This is a genomic window from Rothia dentocariosa ATCC 17931 (assembly GCF_000164695.2).
In the GTDB taxonomy this organism is placed as follows: Bacteria; Actinomycetota; Actinomycetes; order Actinomycetales; family Micrococcaceae; genus Rothia; species Rothia dentocariosa.
Genome location: NC_014643.1, coordinates 1,866,729 through 1,882,970, shown reverse-complemented (window position 1 = coordinate 1,882,970; position 16,242 = coordinate 1,866,729). Strand labels below are relative to the sequence as shown.

At 52.6% G+C, this 16,242-nt stretch carries 16 protein-coding genes; 7 read left to right on the top strand and 9 right to left on the bottom strand.

What is annotated here, in order from left to right; genetic code table 11:
* Positions 1-85: 85 nt before the first annotated feature.
* Positions 86-346: a Txe/YoeB family addiction module toxin gene (locus HMPREF0733_RS08090; RefSeq protein ID WP_013398864.1), complete on the bottom strand. Its 261-nt coding sequence runs from the start codon at positions 344-346 to the stop codon at positions 86-88.
* A gap of 2 nt (positions 347-348) precedes the next feature.
* Entirely contained in the window at positions 349-603 is a 255-nt protein-coding gene (locus HMPREF0733_RS08085) for a type II toxin-antitoxin system Phd/YefM family antitoxin (RefSeq protein ID WP_013398863.1), read from the bottom strand.
* A gap of 354 nt (positions 604-957) precedes the next feature.
* Between HMPREF0733_RS08085 and HMPREF0733_RS08080 the strand changes: the two genes are divergently transcribed.
* A complete protein-coding gene (locus tag HMPREF0733_RS08080; RefSeq protein ID WP_244864689.1) occupies positions 958-1,374 on the top strand; it encodes a hypothetical protein in 417 nt (138 codons plus the stop codon).
* Between the two features lie 119 nt (positions 1,375-1,493).
* Complete coding sequence (locus tag HMPREF0733_RS08075) at positions 1,494-2,132, top strand: hypothetical protein (RefSeq protein WP_013398861.1); 639 nt, start codon at positions 1,494-1,496, stop codon at positions 2,130-2,132.
* Positions 2,133-2,200: 68 nt separating this feature from the next.
* On the opposite strand, the gene HMPREF0733_RS08070 is transcribed toward HMPREF0733_RS08075, so the two are convergent.
* From HMPREF0733_RS08070 to HMPREF0733_RS08055, 5 genes are read right to left on the bottom strand one after another with little or no spacing between them, the layout of a single operon-like run.
* Entirely contained in the window at positions 2,201-2,464 is a 264-nt protein-coding gene (locus HMPREF0733_RS08070; RefSeq protein ID WP_013398860.1) for a type II toxin-antitoxin system Phd/YefM family antitoxin, read from the bottom strand.
* A 14-nt stretch (positions 2,465-2,478) separates the two neighbouring features.
* Entirely contained in the window at positions 2,479-3,174 is a 696-nt protein-coding gene (locus HMPREF0733_RS08065; protein WP_013398859.1) for a hypothetical protein, read from the bottom strand.
* Positions 3,144-3,563, bottom strand: coding sequence for a hypothetical protein (locus HMPREF0733_RS11180; RefSeq protein ID WP_141744352.1), 420 nt, complete (start codon positions 3,561-3,563; stop codon positions 3,144-3,146). The genes HMPREF0733_RS08065 and HMPREF0733_RS11180 overlap by 31 nt, the downstream gene beginning before the upstream one ends.
* Before the next feature lie 24 nt (positions 3,564-3,587).
* Positions 3,588-6,974 (bottom strand): bifunctional [glutamine synthetase] adenylyltransferase/[glutamine synthetase]-adenylyl-L-tyrosine phosphorylase, encoded by a 3,387-nt coding sequence (locus HMPREF0733_RS08060; RefSeq protein ID WP_013398858.1) that lies wholly within the window; start codon positions 6,972-6,974, stop codon positions 3,588-3,590.
* Positions 6,975-7,001: 27 nt separating this feature from the next.
* Entirely contained in the window at positions 7,002-8,342 is a 1,341-nt protein-coding gene (locus HMPREF0733_RS08055) for a glutamine synthetase family protein (RefSeq protein ID WP_004004410.1), read from the bottom strand.
* Between the two features lie 479 nt (positions 8,343-8,821).
* Here HMPREF0733_RS08055 and HMPREF0733_RS08050 point away from each other — a divergent pair, with 479 nt between their 5' ends.
* From HMPREF0733_RS08050 to panB, 3 genes are all read left to right on the top strand, one after another.
* On the top strand, positions 8,822-10,474 hold the full coding sequence (locus tag HMPREF0733_RS08050; protein ID WP_041321734.1) for a hypothetical protein: 1,653 nt from the start codon (positions 8,822-8,824) through the stop codon (positions 10,472-10,474).
* A 59-nt stretch (positions 10,475-10,533) separates the two neighbouring features.
* Positions 10,534-12,069 (top strand): hypothetical protein, encoded by a 1,536-nt coding sequence (locus HMPREF0733_RS08045; protein WP_013398855.1) that lies wholly within the window; start codon positions 10,534-10,536, stop codon positions 12,067-12,069.
* A 99-nt stretch (positions 12,070-12,168) separates the two neighbouring features.
* Positions 12,169-13,083, top strand: a complete 915-nt coding sequence (panB, locus tag HMPREF0733_RS08040) for a 3-methyl-2-oxobutanoate hydroxymethyltransferase (protein ID WP_013398854.1) — start codon at positions 12,169-12,171, stop codon at positions 13,081-13,083.
* Between the two features lie 106 nt (positions 13,084-13,189).
* Here the strand turns inward: panB and HMPREF0733_RS08035 are convergent, their stop codons facing one another.
* The gene (locus tag HMPREF0733_RS08035) at positions 13,190-13,384 is read right to left on the bottom strand and encodes a hypothetical protein (protein ID WP_013398853.1); all 195 of its coding nucleotides are present in this window, start codon (positions 13,382-13,384) and stop codon (positions 13,190-13,192) included.
* A gap of 249 nt (positions 13,385-13,633) precedes the next feature.
* Between HMPREF0733_RS08035 and map the strand changes: the two genes are divergently transcribed.
* Together map and ppgK are read left to right on the top strand one after the other, a co-directional pair.
* A complete protein-coding gene (map, locus tag HMPREF0733_RS08030; RefSeq protein WP_013398852.1) occupies positions 13,634-14,530 on the top strand; it encodes a type I methionyl aminopeptidase in 897 nt (298 codons plus the stop codon).
* Between the two features lie 123 nt (positions 14,531-14,653).
* Positions 14,654-15,445, top strand: coding sequence for a polyphosphate--glucose phosphotransferase (ppgK, locus tag HMPREF0733_RS08025; protein WP_172461400.1), 792 nt, complete (start codon positions 14,654-14,656; stop codon positions 15,443-15,445).
* A gap of 111 nt (positions 15,446-15,556) precedes the next feature.
* Here ppgK and nrdR read toward each other — a convergent pair whose 3' ends face one another.
* Positions 15,557-16,168 carry a transcriptional regulator NrdR gene (gene nrdR, locus HMPREF0733_RS08020; RefSeq protein ID WP_013398850.1) on the bottom strand — a complete coding sequence of 204 codons (612 nt, stop codon included), beginning with the start codon at positions 16,166-16,168 and terminating at the stop codon, positions 15,557-15,559.
* Between the last annotated feature and the right edge of the window lie 74 nt (positions 16,169-16,242).

Here is a 16,242-nt window from a genome sequence, read left to right as displayed (position 1 = left end):
TCGGCGAGCTCTATCTAGGTTTTCGTTCCTCGAAGGGTTGGGTGTTGCCACAAGATTCTGAATCTTGTGGCAACACCCAACCCTTCTACGCGCCATAGTGATATCGGCATGAAGCTATGACAATAGAGTCATCAGTAAGCTTGTATACGAGACGGTGTTCATCAGTAATTCTGCGTGACCACCAGCCTGAAAATTGATGTCTGAGAGCTTCAGGCTTCCCTATACCTTCATTACCATTTCGCTCAACATCTTTGATCAGTAGATTAATGCGCTTGAGAACCTTCCGATCTTGCACCTGCCACCAGAGATAGTCGCTCCATGCTGAATCGTCAAAAATAATTCTCACGACTATTCCTCAACCAGCTGATGCTCAGACCCAAGACCAGCTTCAAGACGGGAGATGGATTCCATAAGACGACGTGCATTAGCCGGGGAACGCATGAGGTAGGCAGTCTCTTGAAGAGATTCGTACTCAGACAATGAGAGAATGACTGCCGGTTCATGCCCGGCACGTGTAATAATAACCTCTTCACGGTGATCTTCAACGTGGTCAAGTACTTCAGCATACCGAGCCCGCGACTCGGTGTAAGACATGGTTTTCATAAACACCTTCCTTCTCCGTACAGTATAATGTACAGAAAGCTTGATAGGGAAGCAATAAAGCTCAGGTATCCATGCACTTGGGTCGGTTTCTCCAGTTATTTCTGCACCAATCCGCAGGTTTTGAACACGTATGATGATGGTATGAGTTTTATCGCTACGTTGGTTCTTCTGATAGGTATTAGTGCGGGAAGCAACTATTTTTACAGACAACATGCCGCGCGGATAAAACCTCAGCCTGATGGAACCGTCCGAGCGAAGCTGCCCGGCTGGTACATCGCGTTTGGTTATTTTCTCATTGCAGCAGGAGTCTTCTTAGCCTTTGCTTCACTTATTTTAAGTTCAGGCAGCAATCCTATGCCCCTAAACATGGCGATTGGCTTTCCTGCTATGACCTTCGGTCTTGGTATCGTGACGATTCTTATGGGTCAGCGCCAATACATTGAAACCGGCGTGGACTATATCGAACGCCGCGCTTGGTACGGCAAAGTGACCCGAATTCCCTTCCATGAGATTGACTCGTACTCGTATAGTCCAGCGGGCCTTGGCGGTTGGCTGGTTCTTAAGACGACGGATAGACGCAGGATAGCGTTTAACTCTCGTTTTCTACGGGGTGAACGGGTGATTGCTGCGTTGGCGTTTCGCCAGATTAATGGCCGCTGGCCCTCCCCATACAACCAGGAGGAACAACGAGTCTTGGGAGAGGAATCATCCATGAGAGCCGCTCAGCAGTACCTTGCGAAGACTCCGAAAGCTCGGGGTTTGCGGCGGTAACGGATACGGTGCCTACAACAGCAAAGATTTGGAGGTGGGCAAGAAAACCTTGCTCTAAGATCGGTCCCGCAAGTATCTGGTCTCCCCTTCCTCAGTTTTTGAACACGTATTATGGATATATGACTTTTATTATTACTGCGATTCTTCTGGTGTGTATCGGTGCGGTTAGCGGCTACTTCTATAGAAAACATGCCGCGCAGGTAAAGCCTCAACCCGATGGGACAATCAGGGCAAAGCTGCCCGGTTGGTATAGATTTTGTGGTTATTTCCTTGTTGCTGTGGGAGTGCTCTTTGCCCTTATCACCCCAGCCTTGATCTCGGGCAGTAATCCGATGCCTCCATATATGGCGTTTGGGGTTATTGGAATCTGCTTAGTGTTTGGCGTCTGGGCAATTCTCATGGGCCAACGTCAGTATGTTGAAACCGGCGTAGATTACATAGAGCAGTGCACATGGTACGGCAAAGTTACCCGCATCCCCTTTCACGAGATTGATTCGTACGCGTATAGCTCGGGGCATCCCGGTGGATGGTTGGTTCTCAAGACAGCAGATAAGCGTAAGATTGCATTTACGTCCCGGTATCTGCGAGGTGAACGGGTTATGTGTGCGCTGGTATTTCGTCAGGTTAATGGTCGCTGGCCTTCCCCAACGAGCCCCGAGGATCAACAGGTTTTGATGCAGGAAGCCTCATTGGCAGCCGCTCCGCAATATCTTACGGAAAACCCCATCGGTCAAAATCTAAGCGGTCAACAGGTGTAACGTTCAGCAGGGACATATACATAGAGTCGTCGCCCATTTCGGGAGCGGTTTCTTTATCCAAGAGCGGTTCAAATACCCTCAGATAAAGAAACCGCTCTTGTTTTGTGAATATGCTGCTCAAGATGGGCTATCAAATCCATGAGGCGACGAGCGTTCGCCAGAGAATTCATCAGGTACATAGTTTCTCGGAGTGATTCGTATTCAGAAAGAGGTAAAACCACAATGGACTCATGCCCAACATGGGTAATCACGAGTTCTTCACAATACGTTTCGACGCAGTCGAGAACTTCGGTCAATTGCCCGGCAGAACCGTTATAGGAAAAAGTTTTCATAGGGTGTTCCCTCGCTAATTACCGTTAAAACACAAGGGAGTAGACATGAATCTATTTTTAATAGAAGATTTTTTGATGGATACTAGCACCCCATTCCTCCCTTCACCCTTATTGTCAATTAACAGGTCGTTCCCTGTTCGATCATATTCCCCATCGTCCTTATACCATTCTCGAATGGAAAAAACCATAATATTCAAGTAGTCCTTATCCTCAGAATAGACATAACTAGATAAAATATAATTTTTATTCCCTTTACCTTCACTCAGTATATCAGCGACATATCCACCACCTGATTGAATAACTTCCGAAATCTTTAATATCTTTTTCCCTTCTTCCCCATTACCCATCTTTGCACTTGAATCCACAATCATATTATCTTCAGTTTCAAGAGAAACACACTCAGTACCATACCCCTTAGAATATACACCTCCAAACATAGAAAACGGGACTACTGAGATAGAGAGAATAGCTACCCACAAAACTATTCTATAAATTGATAACTTACGACTATCCTCTTGGTATTTTACAAAGAATAGTATAGGAATTATAAGTAATATAAATATAATTATTAGTTGAGGAAGAATATTTTCTGACTCAATCCAATAAACAAAAGATGTATTGAGATGAAAATTTCTTATAAAATCACTAATCAAAAACACATAAGCTAAATAAATTAAAGTTAACTCAAAACCAAAAAACAAAAACCACAAATGTAACTACGCTTATTCCATGTATTCCCACTTTTCTTATAAACCCAACTTTTAAACTTCACTGCTAAATATGTTAAAATTATTATTACCACACCGGGCGTTGAGACTATTATTAGCATCATAAAATGCGATACTATTAATGGCAGCAGCCGGGGTATTCCACCTGTTATACCCTCCTTCTGAATTATGAAGGAAATATCCACTGGATTTCCTGAAGATATAAAAAATGCCCATAAATATAAATGAAAAACACCTAATACACTCATATATAAAGGAGCTGTTTTTGGTATTCTCCATAAGATACCTAATGCAGCTTCCATATATTTTCTTTTAGATTTATTATTTAAATAATTCCTCATATAACCTGGAATATTTTGTTCATATTTCAACGTTACACACTCCTTTTTATTCCCTTATCCCTCAAAGAAAAGCCTTTCGTAAACTTTCCTGGCATTTCGGGTAACGCGTAGATAGTCTTCTTCCAGTTGGCGGGCGCTGCCTGGGGTGTAGCCGCTCCAGCGGGCAACCGCTTCCAAAGCATCGCGCAGAGTCGGCAGCAAATCGGACTGGCGTACGCCGCGCAGCACGTTGCCGCCGCGAATCTTGGTCGCCAGCAGCCACGCATCCCGCAAAACTTCGGCTTCCTCAGCAGCCACCAGGTTAGCCTGAACGGCTGCATCCAACGCTTCCAGAGTCGAGGTCGTGCGAAGCCCCTCAACCTTATGAGCATATTGAAGCTGAATCAGCTGAACCAGCCACTCCACATCAGAGAGCCCGCCACGCCCCAGCTTCAACTGCCGGGTACGGTCCGCCCCGTGCGGCATCCGCTCATGCTCCACACGCGCCTTCATGCGCCGCACCTGCTGTACCTGCTCCACCGTGAACTCACGCGGATACCGGTAAGGATTAACCAGCTCAACAAACGCACGCCCCAAGTCTTCAGACCCGGCAATCGGGCGCGCCCGCAAGAGCGCCTGAAACTCCCAGGTCTCAGCCCAGCGCTCATAGTAAGCGCGGTACGAATCCAGCGAGCGAACCAGTGCCCCCTGCTTACCTTCCGGGCGCAGATCCGCGTCTACCTCAAGCGGGCGTTCGGCACGGATTGCCGGACGTACCGGCTGTTTAATCAGCTGCATCAGCCGGTTCACAATGTGGTTTGCCTGCGCCTGGGCTTCTTTCTCATCGGCTCCCTCCACGGGGCGGTGCACAAACATCACGTCTGCATCCGAACCGAAGCCGTTCTCTGCGCCGCCCAGGCGACCCATTGCAATTACCGTGATCTCGGTTAGTAGCGGATTCCTCTGTTCATCTTCGAGGCTCTCCCCCGTTGCCTCTTGAGAATCATTCTGCGGTGCGTCGCTCTTCTGGGGCGTGGTTTTCTCGTCACGCTCCCCTGCGTTGGCCTCTTCGCGTTCCGCCAGGGCGAGCGCCGCGCCGATGGTGCACTCGTCCACGGTCGCCAGCCCGGTGCACACCTGCTGCACGCTCAGCAGGTTCAGGGCATCTCCCATGGCGATGCGCAAAATCTCGCGGCGGCGCAGGTACCGTACCGCGCGCATAGCGTCCGCAGAGTCCTCGTGACGTGACAGGAGCGAGGTAATTTCGGCCTTGAGCGCGCCCGCGCTCAGCGGCTGCAGGTCGGCAACCTTATCAAGCCAGGTGATGGAGGTGGGCGCGTCTTCCAGCAGATCGGTAATATACCGCGAGCTTGAGAGTATCTGGCACAGCCGCTCCGCCGCGGCGGGCGAATCGCGAAGCATACGCAGGTACCAGCTTGTGGTGCCCAAAGACTCTGAGACCAGGCGGAACCCCAGCAGCCCGGCGTCTGCATCCACGCCCTCAGCAAACCAGCCCAAGAGTACGGGCATCAGGTGCCGTTGAATCTCAGCGCGGCGGCTGACCCCATTGGTGAGCGCTTCGATATGCCGCATGGCTCCGCGCGGGTCGCGGTAGCCGAGCGCAGCCAGACGGTCTTGCGCTGCCTGATCAGAAAGCGCCACTTCATCGCGGCTCAGGGTTGAAACTGCGGCCAGCAGCGGGCGGAAGAATATACGTTCGTGTAGGGAACGCACATTGCGTTTGAGTTTCTGCCAAGCTTTGAGCATCTGCTCAGCCGAGAGTGTTCCCATGCGTTCTGCGGGCACCAGGGAGCGGGCAAGGGCGCGCTGTTCCCCGGCGCGATCGGGCATCAGGTGGGTTCGGCGCAGATGCATAAGCTGAATGCGGTGCTCCAGCAGACGTAATTTCTTGTAGTCGCGTGAGAACGCCTCGGTATCGGCGCGACTAATGTAGCTGGCACGGGTGAGCGCGGCGAGCGAATCCAGGGTAGATTTGGTACGCACGGCGGGGTCGGTGCGCCCGTGTACCAGCTGCAGAAGTTGAACCGTGAACTCGACATCGCGCAGCCCACCGGGGCCGAGCTTTATTTGACGTTCCAGCTGGGCGGCAGGGATATTATCGGTCACGCGGGCGCGCATAGCCTGCACAGATTCCACGAAGGAATCCCGAGCGGCTGATTCCCACACGAACGGCTCGATTGCGCGTGCGTATTTTTCACCCAAATGCGCAGAACCGGCAATCGGTCGGGCCTTTAAAAGCGCCTGAAACTCCCAGTTCTCAGCCCAACGCTTGTAGTACCGCACATAGGATTCGACGGTGCGCACCAGCGGGCCGTCTTTGCCTTCGGGGCGCAGGTTCGCGTCTACCTCCCACAGTGGAGGCTCAACGGCAGGTGCCATGATCGCCTTCGTTAGCGCATGCACCAGCTCAGTACCGATCTGGGCGCAGTCCTGCTCGGTGAGGGATGCTACTCCCTCGGGCAGTTCACTGGCGGGAACGGGTTCTATCACATACACCACATCTACATCAGAAATATAGTTCAGCTCGCGCGCCCCGCATTTGCCCATACCGATAATCGCCAAATCCAGGGCATCTACGGATGCACCCCGCGCGGGTGCCGCGCACAGTCCACCGCCCAGCCCCTCGGCAACCTCGGTGCGGGCTATCGCGAGCGCTCCTTCCAGCGCAGCGGCGGCAAGATCAGCAAGATGCCGCCCAACCGTGGGCATAAGTTCCACAGGATCGGGCGAACACACATCAACAAGCGCAATTTTCGTGAGTGCGGCACGGTACGCCACACGCAACGCTGTATACCCCTCTTTACCCGTCATCTCACGTGATGCGCGCGGCCGCTCATCGTCGGGATTCGCGCCCACCGCTTCCAACAGATCCGTGCGGTATGCGGTTGCCAACGGGGCCGTAGGCTCATCAATATCGTCGAGCTTTTTACCCCCGGCAGCGCCGCTGTACCCGCGAATATGCGGGGTTTCTTCAACATCGTGCGGATCTATCTGCGGCTCGATATCCTCCGCCTGAACGGTGCTGGGCTCTTGAGTGGCGATGAGCTCAGGTTCAGAGTCTAGCCCGTGACTGTCGAAAACATGGTCGATCAAATGCGGGTTGCGGTACAGAAAATCGCCCAACGCCTGCGAAGAACCCAAAAGCCGGAACATGCTAAACTCGGCATCCCCGCGGTTCGCGCGCTCCGCCGTTGCGGGGTGCTTTTCGATAAGCCTCACCAGCGAAGGTAACGCGATATCCGGCGAGGGTGCCCAGCGGAGCCCGGCGAAGAGAGCATCTGTATTAACCTGGGCGAGCTCGGGGGAATCAAGCCAGCGCTCGCTCTTTGCGGCATCGTAGAACCCGGCGGCGACCATGCGCGTGCGCCTGCGTGCGTGTTCTTGACGTTCCGCATCCGCCGGTGCCGCCGCTGTGCCTTCAGTAGGTTGCTGCTCTGGCATGGTCCCCTCCCGAAACTCGCCTATCCGCTAGAGAATACCCAGATTATGCTTGAGCTCATACGGAGTGACCTGAGCCTGGTATTGTTCCCAGTCGGCGCGCTTATTGCGTAAGAATTGTTCGAAAACCTGCTCCCCTAGAGCCTCTGCCATAAACTCGGAGTCCTCGGTACGGTTAATAGCCTCACGCAGAGAAGCAGGCAACGGGTTGTAGCCCATAGCGCGGCGTTCTGCGGTTGTCATGGCGGCGAGGTCTTCAGTCACGGCAGGCATAAGCTCATACTCGTGCTCAATACCTTTGAGCCCTGCGGCGAGAATTACCGCATATGCTAGGTAAGGGTTTGAGGCCGAATCAAGCCCGCGGTATTCGATGCGCGCCGCCTGCATCTTATTTGGCTTATAGAGCGGTACACGCACCAGCGCCGACCTGTTATTGTGCCCCCATGAAACGTAACTGGGTGCTTCCCCACCGCCCCACAGCCGCTTATATGAATTGATGAACTGATTGGTGACCGAGGTAAACTCCGGGGCATGCTTGAGTACCCCGGCGATAAAGTGCCGTGCCGTCTTTGAGAGACGATACTCAGCCCCGGCCTCAAAGAACGCGTTGGTATCGCCCTCAAAAAGCGAGAAATGGGTGTGCATACCGCTGCCGGCATATTTGGTGAAAGGCTTAGGCATAAACGTTGCGTAAAGATCCCGCGTGTACGCAACCTCTTTGATGACGGTACGGAACGTCATCACATTATCGGCGGTCTGCAGGGCATCAGCATGGCGCAGGTCGATCTCGTTCTGTCCGGGACCAGTTTCATGGTGGCTGAACTCCACCGAGATACCGACCTCTTCAAGCATGGTCACTGCCTTGCGACGGAAATCCTGCACAATCCCGCCAGGTGTGTGATCAAAATAAGACTCATAGTCTACCGGTACCGGAAAACCGTCATCACCCAGCTGAGCAGATTTGAGCAGATAAAACTCAATTTCGGGCGATGTGTAGCATGTGAACCCCATTTCAGCAGCTTTGTTGAGGGTTCGCTTGAGTACACCGCGAGTGTCGGATGCGCTCGCCTCACCATCGGGTGTAAGAATATCGCAGAACATGCGGGAGGTATGGTCTTCAATCCCGCGCCAAGGCAATATCTGGAATGTGGAGGGATCAGGTTGAAGCAGCATATCGGATTCGTACACGCGTGAAAGACCCTCAATGGAGGAACCGTCAAAGCCGAGCCCTTCCTCGAAGGCGCTTTCAACCTCAGCTGGGGCTAATGCCACGGATTTGAGGGTTCCCACCACGTCGGTAAACCACAGCCGAATAAAGCGAATGTCGCGCTCTTCGATGGTGCGCAGTACAAATTCCTGTTGACGGTCCATAGATATCTCCCTGTATTCCGGGCGGTAGCTGACTCGGCGGTGAGTGATGCCGTGCTCACGCATATGTTGGTGCCGCAAGACGCGAGTGCGCTGGCACGGTTTTATGTCTCTTTCTAGACTATCGGTTTCTTCCCGCAAAAGCCTGATGTTCAGGTTTCGTTTATGTAAATTCTATGGGTCAGGTAGGCGTCTTAGTTCTGTTGCTATATATTCCGCGTTTTACCCACCTTTGAAAACTGAACCACAAGAGGCGGGCTTTTGGCTGAGAAAGTAGGCCTCTCTCGTTCCCGACCAAAAATCCCGCTTCATATGCACACAGTAGTTTATTCCCCCAAAATTCACGTTCAATTCACGCTAACGGGCGCTGATCTGTCCGGCGAGTCGCCTAAGATAGAAGTTGCTGGGTGACTCCCATCACTTCAAAATTTTGTGTACAGCCCAACCACGAAATCACTGAATACGTTCCAGAGGAAATACATATGAGCATTGCAGAAATATGCAGAATGATAGCTATAGCGTTCATGTACATCATATGTTTTATCGTTATAGGAATTCCTGTTCTCATTTTCGCTGGATTTATCGTATGCGCCCTTCTAGCTATACCCCTCACGCCAATCCTATGGGTCATAGACAAGTTCCGGAACCGAAATCCTACCCCGGTTCCAGAGACTCCCAAAAACCCGTTTAAACTCGACGAAATTACCTGGGCTCTATCGCCTCGCCAACTGCGCGACCGGCATGAACTGTACGTACGGTGGACGCATCGTATTTACCTCAATATCGCTATCCACCCTGATACCCTCAAAAAACCCGCGTTGGACGATGCCTATTCTGAAGCTGTCCGTGTTGACATTCTGCGAGCCTACACGGCCTTAAACAGGTACGAACGCGCACTAGAGGCTAAATCCCCTCAACCGCAGAAACTCCGTCAGGCGAGTACCGACGCTCTCGGATACTCTCGGGGTGTTATACGTCAGACAGGTTTGATACTTGGAGAGTGGAAAGAACCGCGAAATATATCCGCAAAAATCTTTAAAGGGCAAGAAGCTAAGGTACAAGAACTTTGCGGCATCCGTGATGAAACCGAACAGCATCTTTCCACCACACTATCGCAGCATAAGAACAGTGATTTTCCCCAACAAATTGCTTGTGCGGTGCTTGCCGCCGCAACACAGGTTCTAGAGGCAGCGCAGCATAAACTCGCCGAACATCCGCATATTCGTGGGGATGCAGCACGCACTTACCTGCACCACGAAATTCAGCGTGCAATATGCGGCGTTAGGACTATATTGACGGCGCTGCAAGAAGCCCTTGATGCATGCGAGGAGTACTGCTGTACTGCCCCCGAAGCGCAGACTGCCGTTGAACTTCTTGAAGCGGCGCAGTACGGAGCCGAAGAACGCCGCAACCGTTTTTATCGGCAGATTGTTAGCCACCGTGCCGAACAGCTCGAAGAAATCCTAGCAACAACTGGCAAAGCACCCGCTGACCTGCCGCAGAATCATGAGATTCGAGACCGCATAACGAGCTTTTGCATAGATTTGCTTACGGAGGTGAAGCCGGTACTTTCAGAGGAGTCTTATACACGCTGCGAGCGCCTTATTCAACGCCTATGCATAACGCAGATACGACGCGAATACGGTTACACAAAGCTCCTTCTTGCTGGGGAATACGCGCCGCTGAATACACATGAGCTCTGCACGGCTATGCTGAATCAGTATGCTTGCCAAATACTTCTGGAGGATGAAGATGATCTATCGGGCTCTTTAGAGTACCTGGTAAACCTGGTAAAACAATTACGGCATACGCGAGAAGAAATGCTGCAAACATACGACGGCTACTTCCCCGATATGACACCAGATTCCCCAAGCCAAAAACGGTTTGTGACGGCGCTAAGCTACGAGCTTCTTGTCTCTGACACCGAAATGTATGCGGCATATGACGAATGCCAGCGTATGCTCGAACGCGATAAGCGCAGCAGACTGCAGCCCGATTCAGAGGAATATCATTACTGGATGCTGCAAAACCCTAGTTGGTTTTATCATTCCCTGTATAAGGATGACTTTTTTGTACCCTGGCATAAGGTGTGGGAGGAGCCAGATTACCCACGACCGGACTATCTGAAAGTCTGATACTCGGTTCATCACGTCGTATAAAGTGGCGGAGCTGCCCTTCGTAAAACCAGGAAGGAATGATTGTGGAGTATCTTATTTTCAGCGGCGCCTTCATGCTCGTTATGCTCAGTATCATCTGGCTTATTTCTTATATCTCTTCTTTCAAAGAGCCCTGTCCTTTACCCAATGGAGTCTATGAGCCCGAGTTTATCGTGGCCGATCCGTATGCGCTCTCGGCAGTAGCACTCTCTCCCCAAGGGTTCGCCCCTGTCAACGCTCACCCTTCAATTTTCGAGCTATCGCAGGCGGAACTCATGCACAGATGCACCGCCTGGTACCGCGAAGCTGTATACGCCGACCAATATTTTCAGCTGCTACGAGAACGGGCGCAGATAGCCCAAGTTCGAGTCAGCAAAGCCGTCAGTCGTGACTATCTGGAAGATACCGATAGTTTCATCCAGAATATGCACGCTGCATATTATGCTTTCGCGACCACGGTGCACAGAGACGATCAAGCCCTCAAAACCGCTGTAGCGCAGTCTCTCAGCTGCTCTCTCGGGGTGCTCTTGAGCATTGCCTATTTGCCCGTTCCCGAGAGTTATCTCAACGAGGAAAAACTCGCGCATATCGCCGACCGTGCTCGGGAGCACCAACAGGCTTTATCGCGCCAAATTCACGATCTTGAGACACGCTATCCAGCCATCACCTCATTCCCATTTGATGTACTACATAGGCACCTTCGCCTAGCCCAAACGCTGCACGAGAATACACACCATGAACGATATCTCCAAGGTGCCCAGACGATTTATCGACACCTCACTCTGCTCATGGATGCATTCGACTCCGCACAATCACAGCTGAACCCAACGCTGAAAACCCTTGAGCATCTGCTTCAGCAGATTGATGACCACGCATCAGAGCATTTTCAGACACTTACCGAATATCGTGCAAGGCTCACGGAGCTACAATCGGCGGTGCCATCACAAGACCCCATCACCGCGCTGGTACAGGCAACACAGCTTACTCTCGATATTGTCAAAGCTCTCGGATACGCATTTTCCGCAGACACTAAAAACGATGCGCGAGCCCTCCTGAGCACCACTACCGAAACACTTATCTCGGCTAATCTAGCCCGCACCAACGTGTACACGCTCGGTCGCCTTCTGCCTGTAAGCCCAGAGCTTCGCGCCGCCCTCTCTCAGGCACATGTTCAGGTACCCCAACTCTACGAGATGATGTCGCTTAGCCAGATGGTCCGCGTGTGCGAACGCCTCATGAAATCCGCATCTGCGCTGCACCATCGCGCCCGCACTGAATCTCACGAAAAATTCTCAGCTTTTACGCATGAAGAAATTCTCTCGACTGTAACGGAGGCTCTGACCCGGTCTTCAGCCGAACTGCAAACCCAAGCACAACACTGTCTTGAACAATTCCAATGCGATGCGCTCGCCGCTGAGAAACGAGGCTCCGGTACCGACCCACTCGTGTACTGGACCCCTGCTCTCACACAAGATACCGTTTTCCTCTTCCACGCAGAACGTCACGGTTGGCGCTGGGGCTGGCGAAAGTCCCTTGTCAGAGGCGACTACTCTCCATTACGCGCCCTGTACTAAACCAGATGATGGGTATTTTGGTATGCCATAGCATCAGGCGTTATCTATCAGCGAACCGTTCCCCAGCAATACCGGAGCAACCACGATAAAATAGACCCCATGAGCGAGAACGAAAACGCCCCTTACGCACCATCCGCGTCTGCACAGCACCCGCACAACGCGACGAGTGCCACCCCCACGGGAACCGGGGATAAGCCTTTCAGCCTTGAAGCGGTGAAAAAAGTGCGTACCCTCCACCTCGCGCAAGCTAAAGCTGCGGGCGAAAAGTTCTCAATGCTCACCTGCTATGACTTCTTAACAGCCCAGATTTTTGACCGCGCGGGAATCGATATGCTTCTTATCGGTGACTCCGCCGCTAATGTCGTCTACGGATATGAGTCCACCCTCACCGTCACTCTTGACGAGATGATTCCGCTCGTAGCCTCGGTAGCACGCGGCGCATCCCGTGCTATGGTGGTCGCCGATCTCCCCTTCGGCAGTTATGAGCAGTCTCCCGCACAAGCGGTCGCATCGGCGGCGCGCCTCATGAAAGAAGGCGGGGCACACGCTATCAAAATCGAGGCCAACGCCGCTATGACCGAGTGGGTTCGCGCCATAGTTCGTGCAGGTATTCCAGTTGTCGCACACATCGGCTTCACCCCGCAGTCGGAGCATGCTCTCGGGGGTTTCCGGGTGCAGGGCCGCAGCGAAAAAAGCGATGCCGTTGTTGCGGATGCACGCGCCCTCGCCGAAGCTGGCGCATTCTGTGTGCTTCTTGAAATGGTGACTACAGAGACCGCGCGCCGCGTTGATCAGGCGGTGGGCGCAGTCCCTACTATCGGTATTGGCGCAAGTAACGTCACTACCGGCCAGGTTCTCGTCTGGCAAGATGCTATGGGAATGCGCGAGGGTAAACTCCCCAAGTTCGTCAAACAATTTGCGCAGATCGGTTCGCTTCTTGAAGATGCGGCACGTACCTACCGCGCCGAGGTGCGTTCGGGTGAATTCCCCGCACACGAACACACTTTTGAGTAGGATCTCCTCAGAAAAACCGTCTTAGGGAGCAGCAGAAAATCTACAAAGCACAAGAGCCAGCCTCACACACGGTGAGTCTGGCTCTTAAGATTTGCGCGGAAATCGGCTAGTCCTGATTGTCCCATTCTTCATTACGCTTCTGCGCTGTTTCCATGGCCTTTTCGGCCTCTTCGCGTGTCGCATAAGGACCCCACAGGTGGGTAATCTTGCTTTGCTGCCCTTCTTCTACCTGCCCAGTAAAGGTGTTGTACCAGTACTGCACCGGGTGTGGGCCTGGGGTGACATTGTCGGTAATACTCATTATTCTCCTTCAGCATGCCTGCGCTTTGGTGACAGAAAACTATGCGGGTTTTCTATGCCCTTTACAGTAACGTATTTACACATCTTTTACATCCTCATGTACCGTTTCACTATTTTTCGTGGACTACTCTATAGCCGTTTTAGAGCTTGTGCGCGCATGATGAAAAATATTCTGCATATATGGAAAAAGGTTCGGGTTTTGTATGGGGTACCTAGCGATACACCTGTGTTCTGCCGGTAAGATAATTTTATGGCTACTTCTCATAATCTTCCCGCAGAACCGGGTGCCGCGCCCATAGGGTGCCTGACCCCCGGAGTTGTCACCCCCATGCGCACTGTACCGGCAGATATTGTTCGCCCCGAATACGTGGGGAAGAAAACCCCCAATGAGGGCAACGACTCAAATATGTACACCCCTGAAGAGGTTGAGAGAGTACGTGCAGCGGGTAAGGTTGCTGCAGGCGCTATTGTGGAAGCGGCAAAGATTGCCGTCCCGGGCACGACAACCGATCAGATCGATGTGCTGATCCACGAGTATATTTGCGATCACGGTGCCTACCCCTCCACCCTGGATTACCGCGGCTACCCGAAATCGGTATGCACATCACTGAATGAGGTTATTTGCCACGGCATTCCAGACTCCACGGTACTTGAGGACGGCGACATTCTGAACCTTGACGTCACCGCATACCTTGGTGGAATGCACGGCGACACCAATAAAACCTTGTTGGTGGGCAATGTCGATGAAGAATCCCGTCTGCTGGTCGAACGTACTGAAGAAGCCCTCAACCGTGCGATGAAGGCGGTTAAACCGGGCCGTCAGATCAACGTTATCGGTCGCGTGATTGAAAAATACGCGGCGCGTTTTGGATACGGTGTAGTGCGTGACTATACCGGGCACGGCGTGGGGCGCGAATTCCACTCGGGCCTTATTATTCCTCACTACGATGCGGCACCCGCCTATGATATGGAAATCAAAGAGGGCATGATCTTCACCATCGAACCCATGCTGACCCTCGGCACGATCGAATGGGATCTGTGGGATGACGATTGGACTGTGGTCACCCGCGATCGCAAACGCACCGCCCAATTTGAGCACACCATGGTTGTCACAGCAGACGGCGTGGATGTTCTCACCCTACCTTAGTTTCCTCCCAATAACACAGACACGACGAAAGAGAGACCTATGAACGAGACTACTGCTGCAATTCCTCCGGTCGAAAACTCGGTAGAATACGTCGATGTTCCGGCGCCCACCCCCAAAGACCTGATGATCGGTATTGATATTGGCGGTACCGGTATGAAAGGCGGTATCGTCGATCTGCGAACCGGTAACCTGGTATCCGAGCGTTTTCGTATTCCCACCCCGCAGCCAGCAACCCCACAGGCTATCGCACAGGTGGCACGCCAGATTGTTGATGAGCTTCAATCACGTGAGATAGCGCCAGAGCCTTATTCTGCTATCGGCGTCGATTTCCCCGCCGTTGTGAAGAATGGTGTGGTTTTCTCAGCTGCAAATGTTGATCCCGCCTGGATTAACACTAACCTTGAGCAGCTCATCAGCGACGCTCTGGATTCAAGGACTGTTTACGGCATTAATGATGCTGATGCCGCAGGTCTTGCCGAAGCCACCTACGGGCAAGGACGAGACAAGACGGGGCTCATCGCCGTTATCACTTTAGGAACCGGTATTGGTTCCGCCCTGATTAACAACGGGGTTTTGGTACCGAACACCGAACTCGGACACCTTGAAATTGACGGGTATGATGCGGAGTCCCGCGCATCCGCGCGAGCACGCGAAGTTCATGATCTTTCGTGGAAGAAGTACGCCAAAAAGCGTCTGCGCCGGTATTTCCAGCATGTTGAAGCGTTGTTCTCCCCTGACCTTTTCATTATTGGTGGAGGCATCTCAAAGAACCCCGAAAAATTTATGCCCTACTTCGAGGACGAGATTCGTACCCCTATGGTGATGGCGACTCTGCGCAATAATGCAGGCATCGTGGGCGCTGCGCTTTGGGCTGGCGGAATGCCTTCCGAACGTCAGCGGCGCGGCGAACTCTAAAGCCCGTAAAACTTCATAAAGCGCGAGCAGATAGTATTTTGACGAACAGATAGCAATCGGCTATCTGTTCGTCAAAATACTATCTGCTCGCGAGGAGTAGCTGTTGAAGTTTTAGAGGAACGTCCCCTGAAGCGGGTTGCTCTCGTTTGATTTCCCGGAGCGAGCCTTGGTAGTTTTGGCGGTATTTTTCTTCGCAGGCTTCGCGTCTTTATTTCGTTTGTCTTGGGAAGTTTTATCCGAAGAGGCTACCGCGTCCTCTGGAGGCTCGGCGTCTCCCACGCGGTCTTCACGCAGAAGAGCGATCGCGGATTCAAAGTCTTCAAGGTTCTCGAACGCTTGGTAAACGCTGGCAAAGCGCAGGTAGGCTACCGCATCCAGTTTGGAGAGCGGTTCAAGGATAGTAAGTCCCACTTCGTGCGCGTTAATTTCGGCGAGTCCGCGGGCCCGAATAAGTTCTTCGACTTCTTGGGCGAGTTTTGCCAAATCGTCTTCGCCCACTGGACGCCCCTGGCAGGCTTTGCGCACACCGGCAGCAATCTTAGAACGGTCGAATGGCTCGGTCACGCCGGAGCGTTTAATAACGGAAATAGTGGTTGTTTCAACGGTTGTAAAACGCCGACTGCACGCGGTACATTGGCGGCGGCGGCGGATAGCCGCGCCGTCGTCGGTGGTTCGCGAATCTACTACGCGAGAGTCTGTGTGCTTGCAGTACGGGCAGTACATGGTGTCTCCTCAGGTGGGCACTGTGCAGCACCCGCGTCGAGCATCATCATTCTTATTTTACAGATGCCGTCAAG

What these genes read in the sequence shown, in the direction of transcription:
- HMPREF0733_RS08055 (WP_004004410.1), bottom strand. Translation starts at nt 8,342, where the DNA reads ATGGACCGTCAACAGGAATTTGTACTGCGCACCATCGAAGAGCGCGAC.
- ppgK (WP_172461400.1), top strand. Translation starts at nt 14,654, where the DNA reads ATGATCGGTATTGATATTGGCGGTACCGGTATGAAAGGCGGTATCGTC.
- map (WP_013398852.1), top strand. Translation starts at nt 13,634, where the DNA reads ATGGCTACTTCTCATAATCTTCCCGCAGAACCGGGTGCCGCGCCCATA.
- HMPREF0733_RS08075 (WP_013398861.1), top strand. Translation starts at nt 1,494, where the DNA reads ATGACTTTTATTATTACTGCGATTCTTCTGGTGTGTATCGGTGCGGTT.
- nrdR (WP_013398850.1), bottom strand. Translation starts at nt 16,168, where the DNA reads ATGTACTGCCCGTACTGCAAGCACACAGACTCTCGCGTAGTAGATTCG.
- HMPREF0733_RS08050 (WP_041321734.1), top strand. Translation starts at nt 8,822, where the DNA reads ATGAGCATTGCAGAAATATGCAGAATGATAGCTATAGCGTTCATGTAC.
- HMPREF0733_RS08060 (WP_013398858.1), bottom strand. Translation starts at nt 6,974, where the DNA reads ATGCCAGAGCAGCAACCTACTGAAGGCACAGCGGCGGCACCGGCGGAT.
- HMPREF0733_RS08080 (WP_244864689.1), top strand. Translation starts at nt 958, where the DNA reads ATGCCCCTAAACATGGCGATTGGCTTTCCTGCTATGACCTTCGGTCTT.
- HMPREF0733_RS08085 (WP_013398863.1), bottom strand. Translation starts at nt 603, where the DNA reads ATGAAAACCATGTCTTACACCGAGTCGCGGGCTCGGTATGCTGAAGTA.
- HMPREF0733_RS08045 (WP_013398855.1), top strand. Translation starts at nt 10,534, where the DNA reads ATGATTGTGGAGTATCTTATTTTCAGCGGCGCCTTCATGCTCGTTATG.
- panB (WP_013398854.1), top strand. Translation starts at nt 12,169, where the DNA reads ATGAGCGAGAACGAAAACGCCCCTTACGCACCATCCGCGTCTGCACAG.
- HMPREF0733_RS08070 (WP_013398860.1), bottom strand. Translation starts at nt 2,464, where the DNA reads ATGAAAACTTTTTCCTATAACGGTTCTGCCGGGCAATTGACCGAAGTT.
- HMPREF0733_RS08035 (WP_013398853.1), bottom strand. Translation starts at nt 13,384, where the DNA reads ATGAGTATTACCGACAATGTCACCCCAGGCCCACACCCGGTGCAGTAC.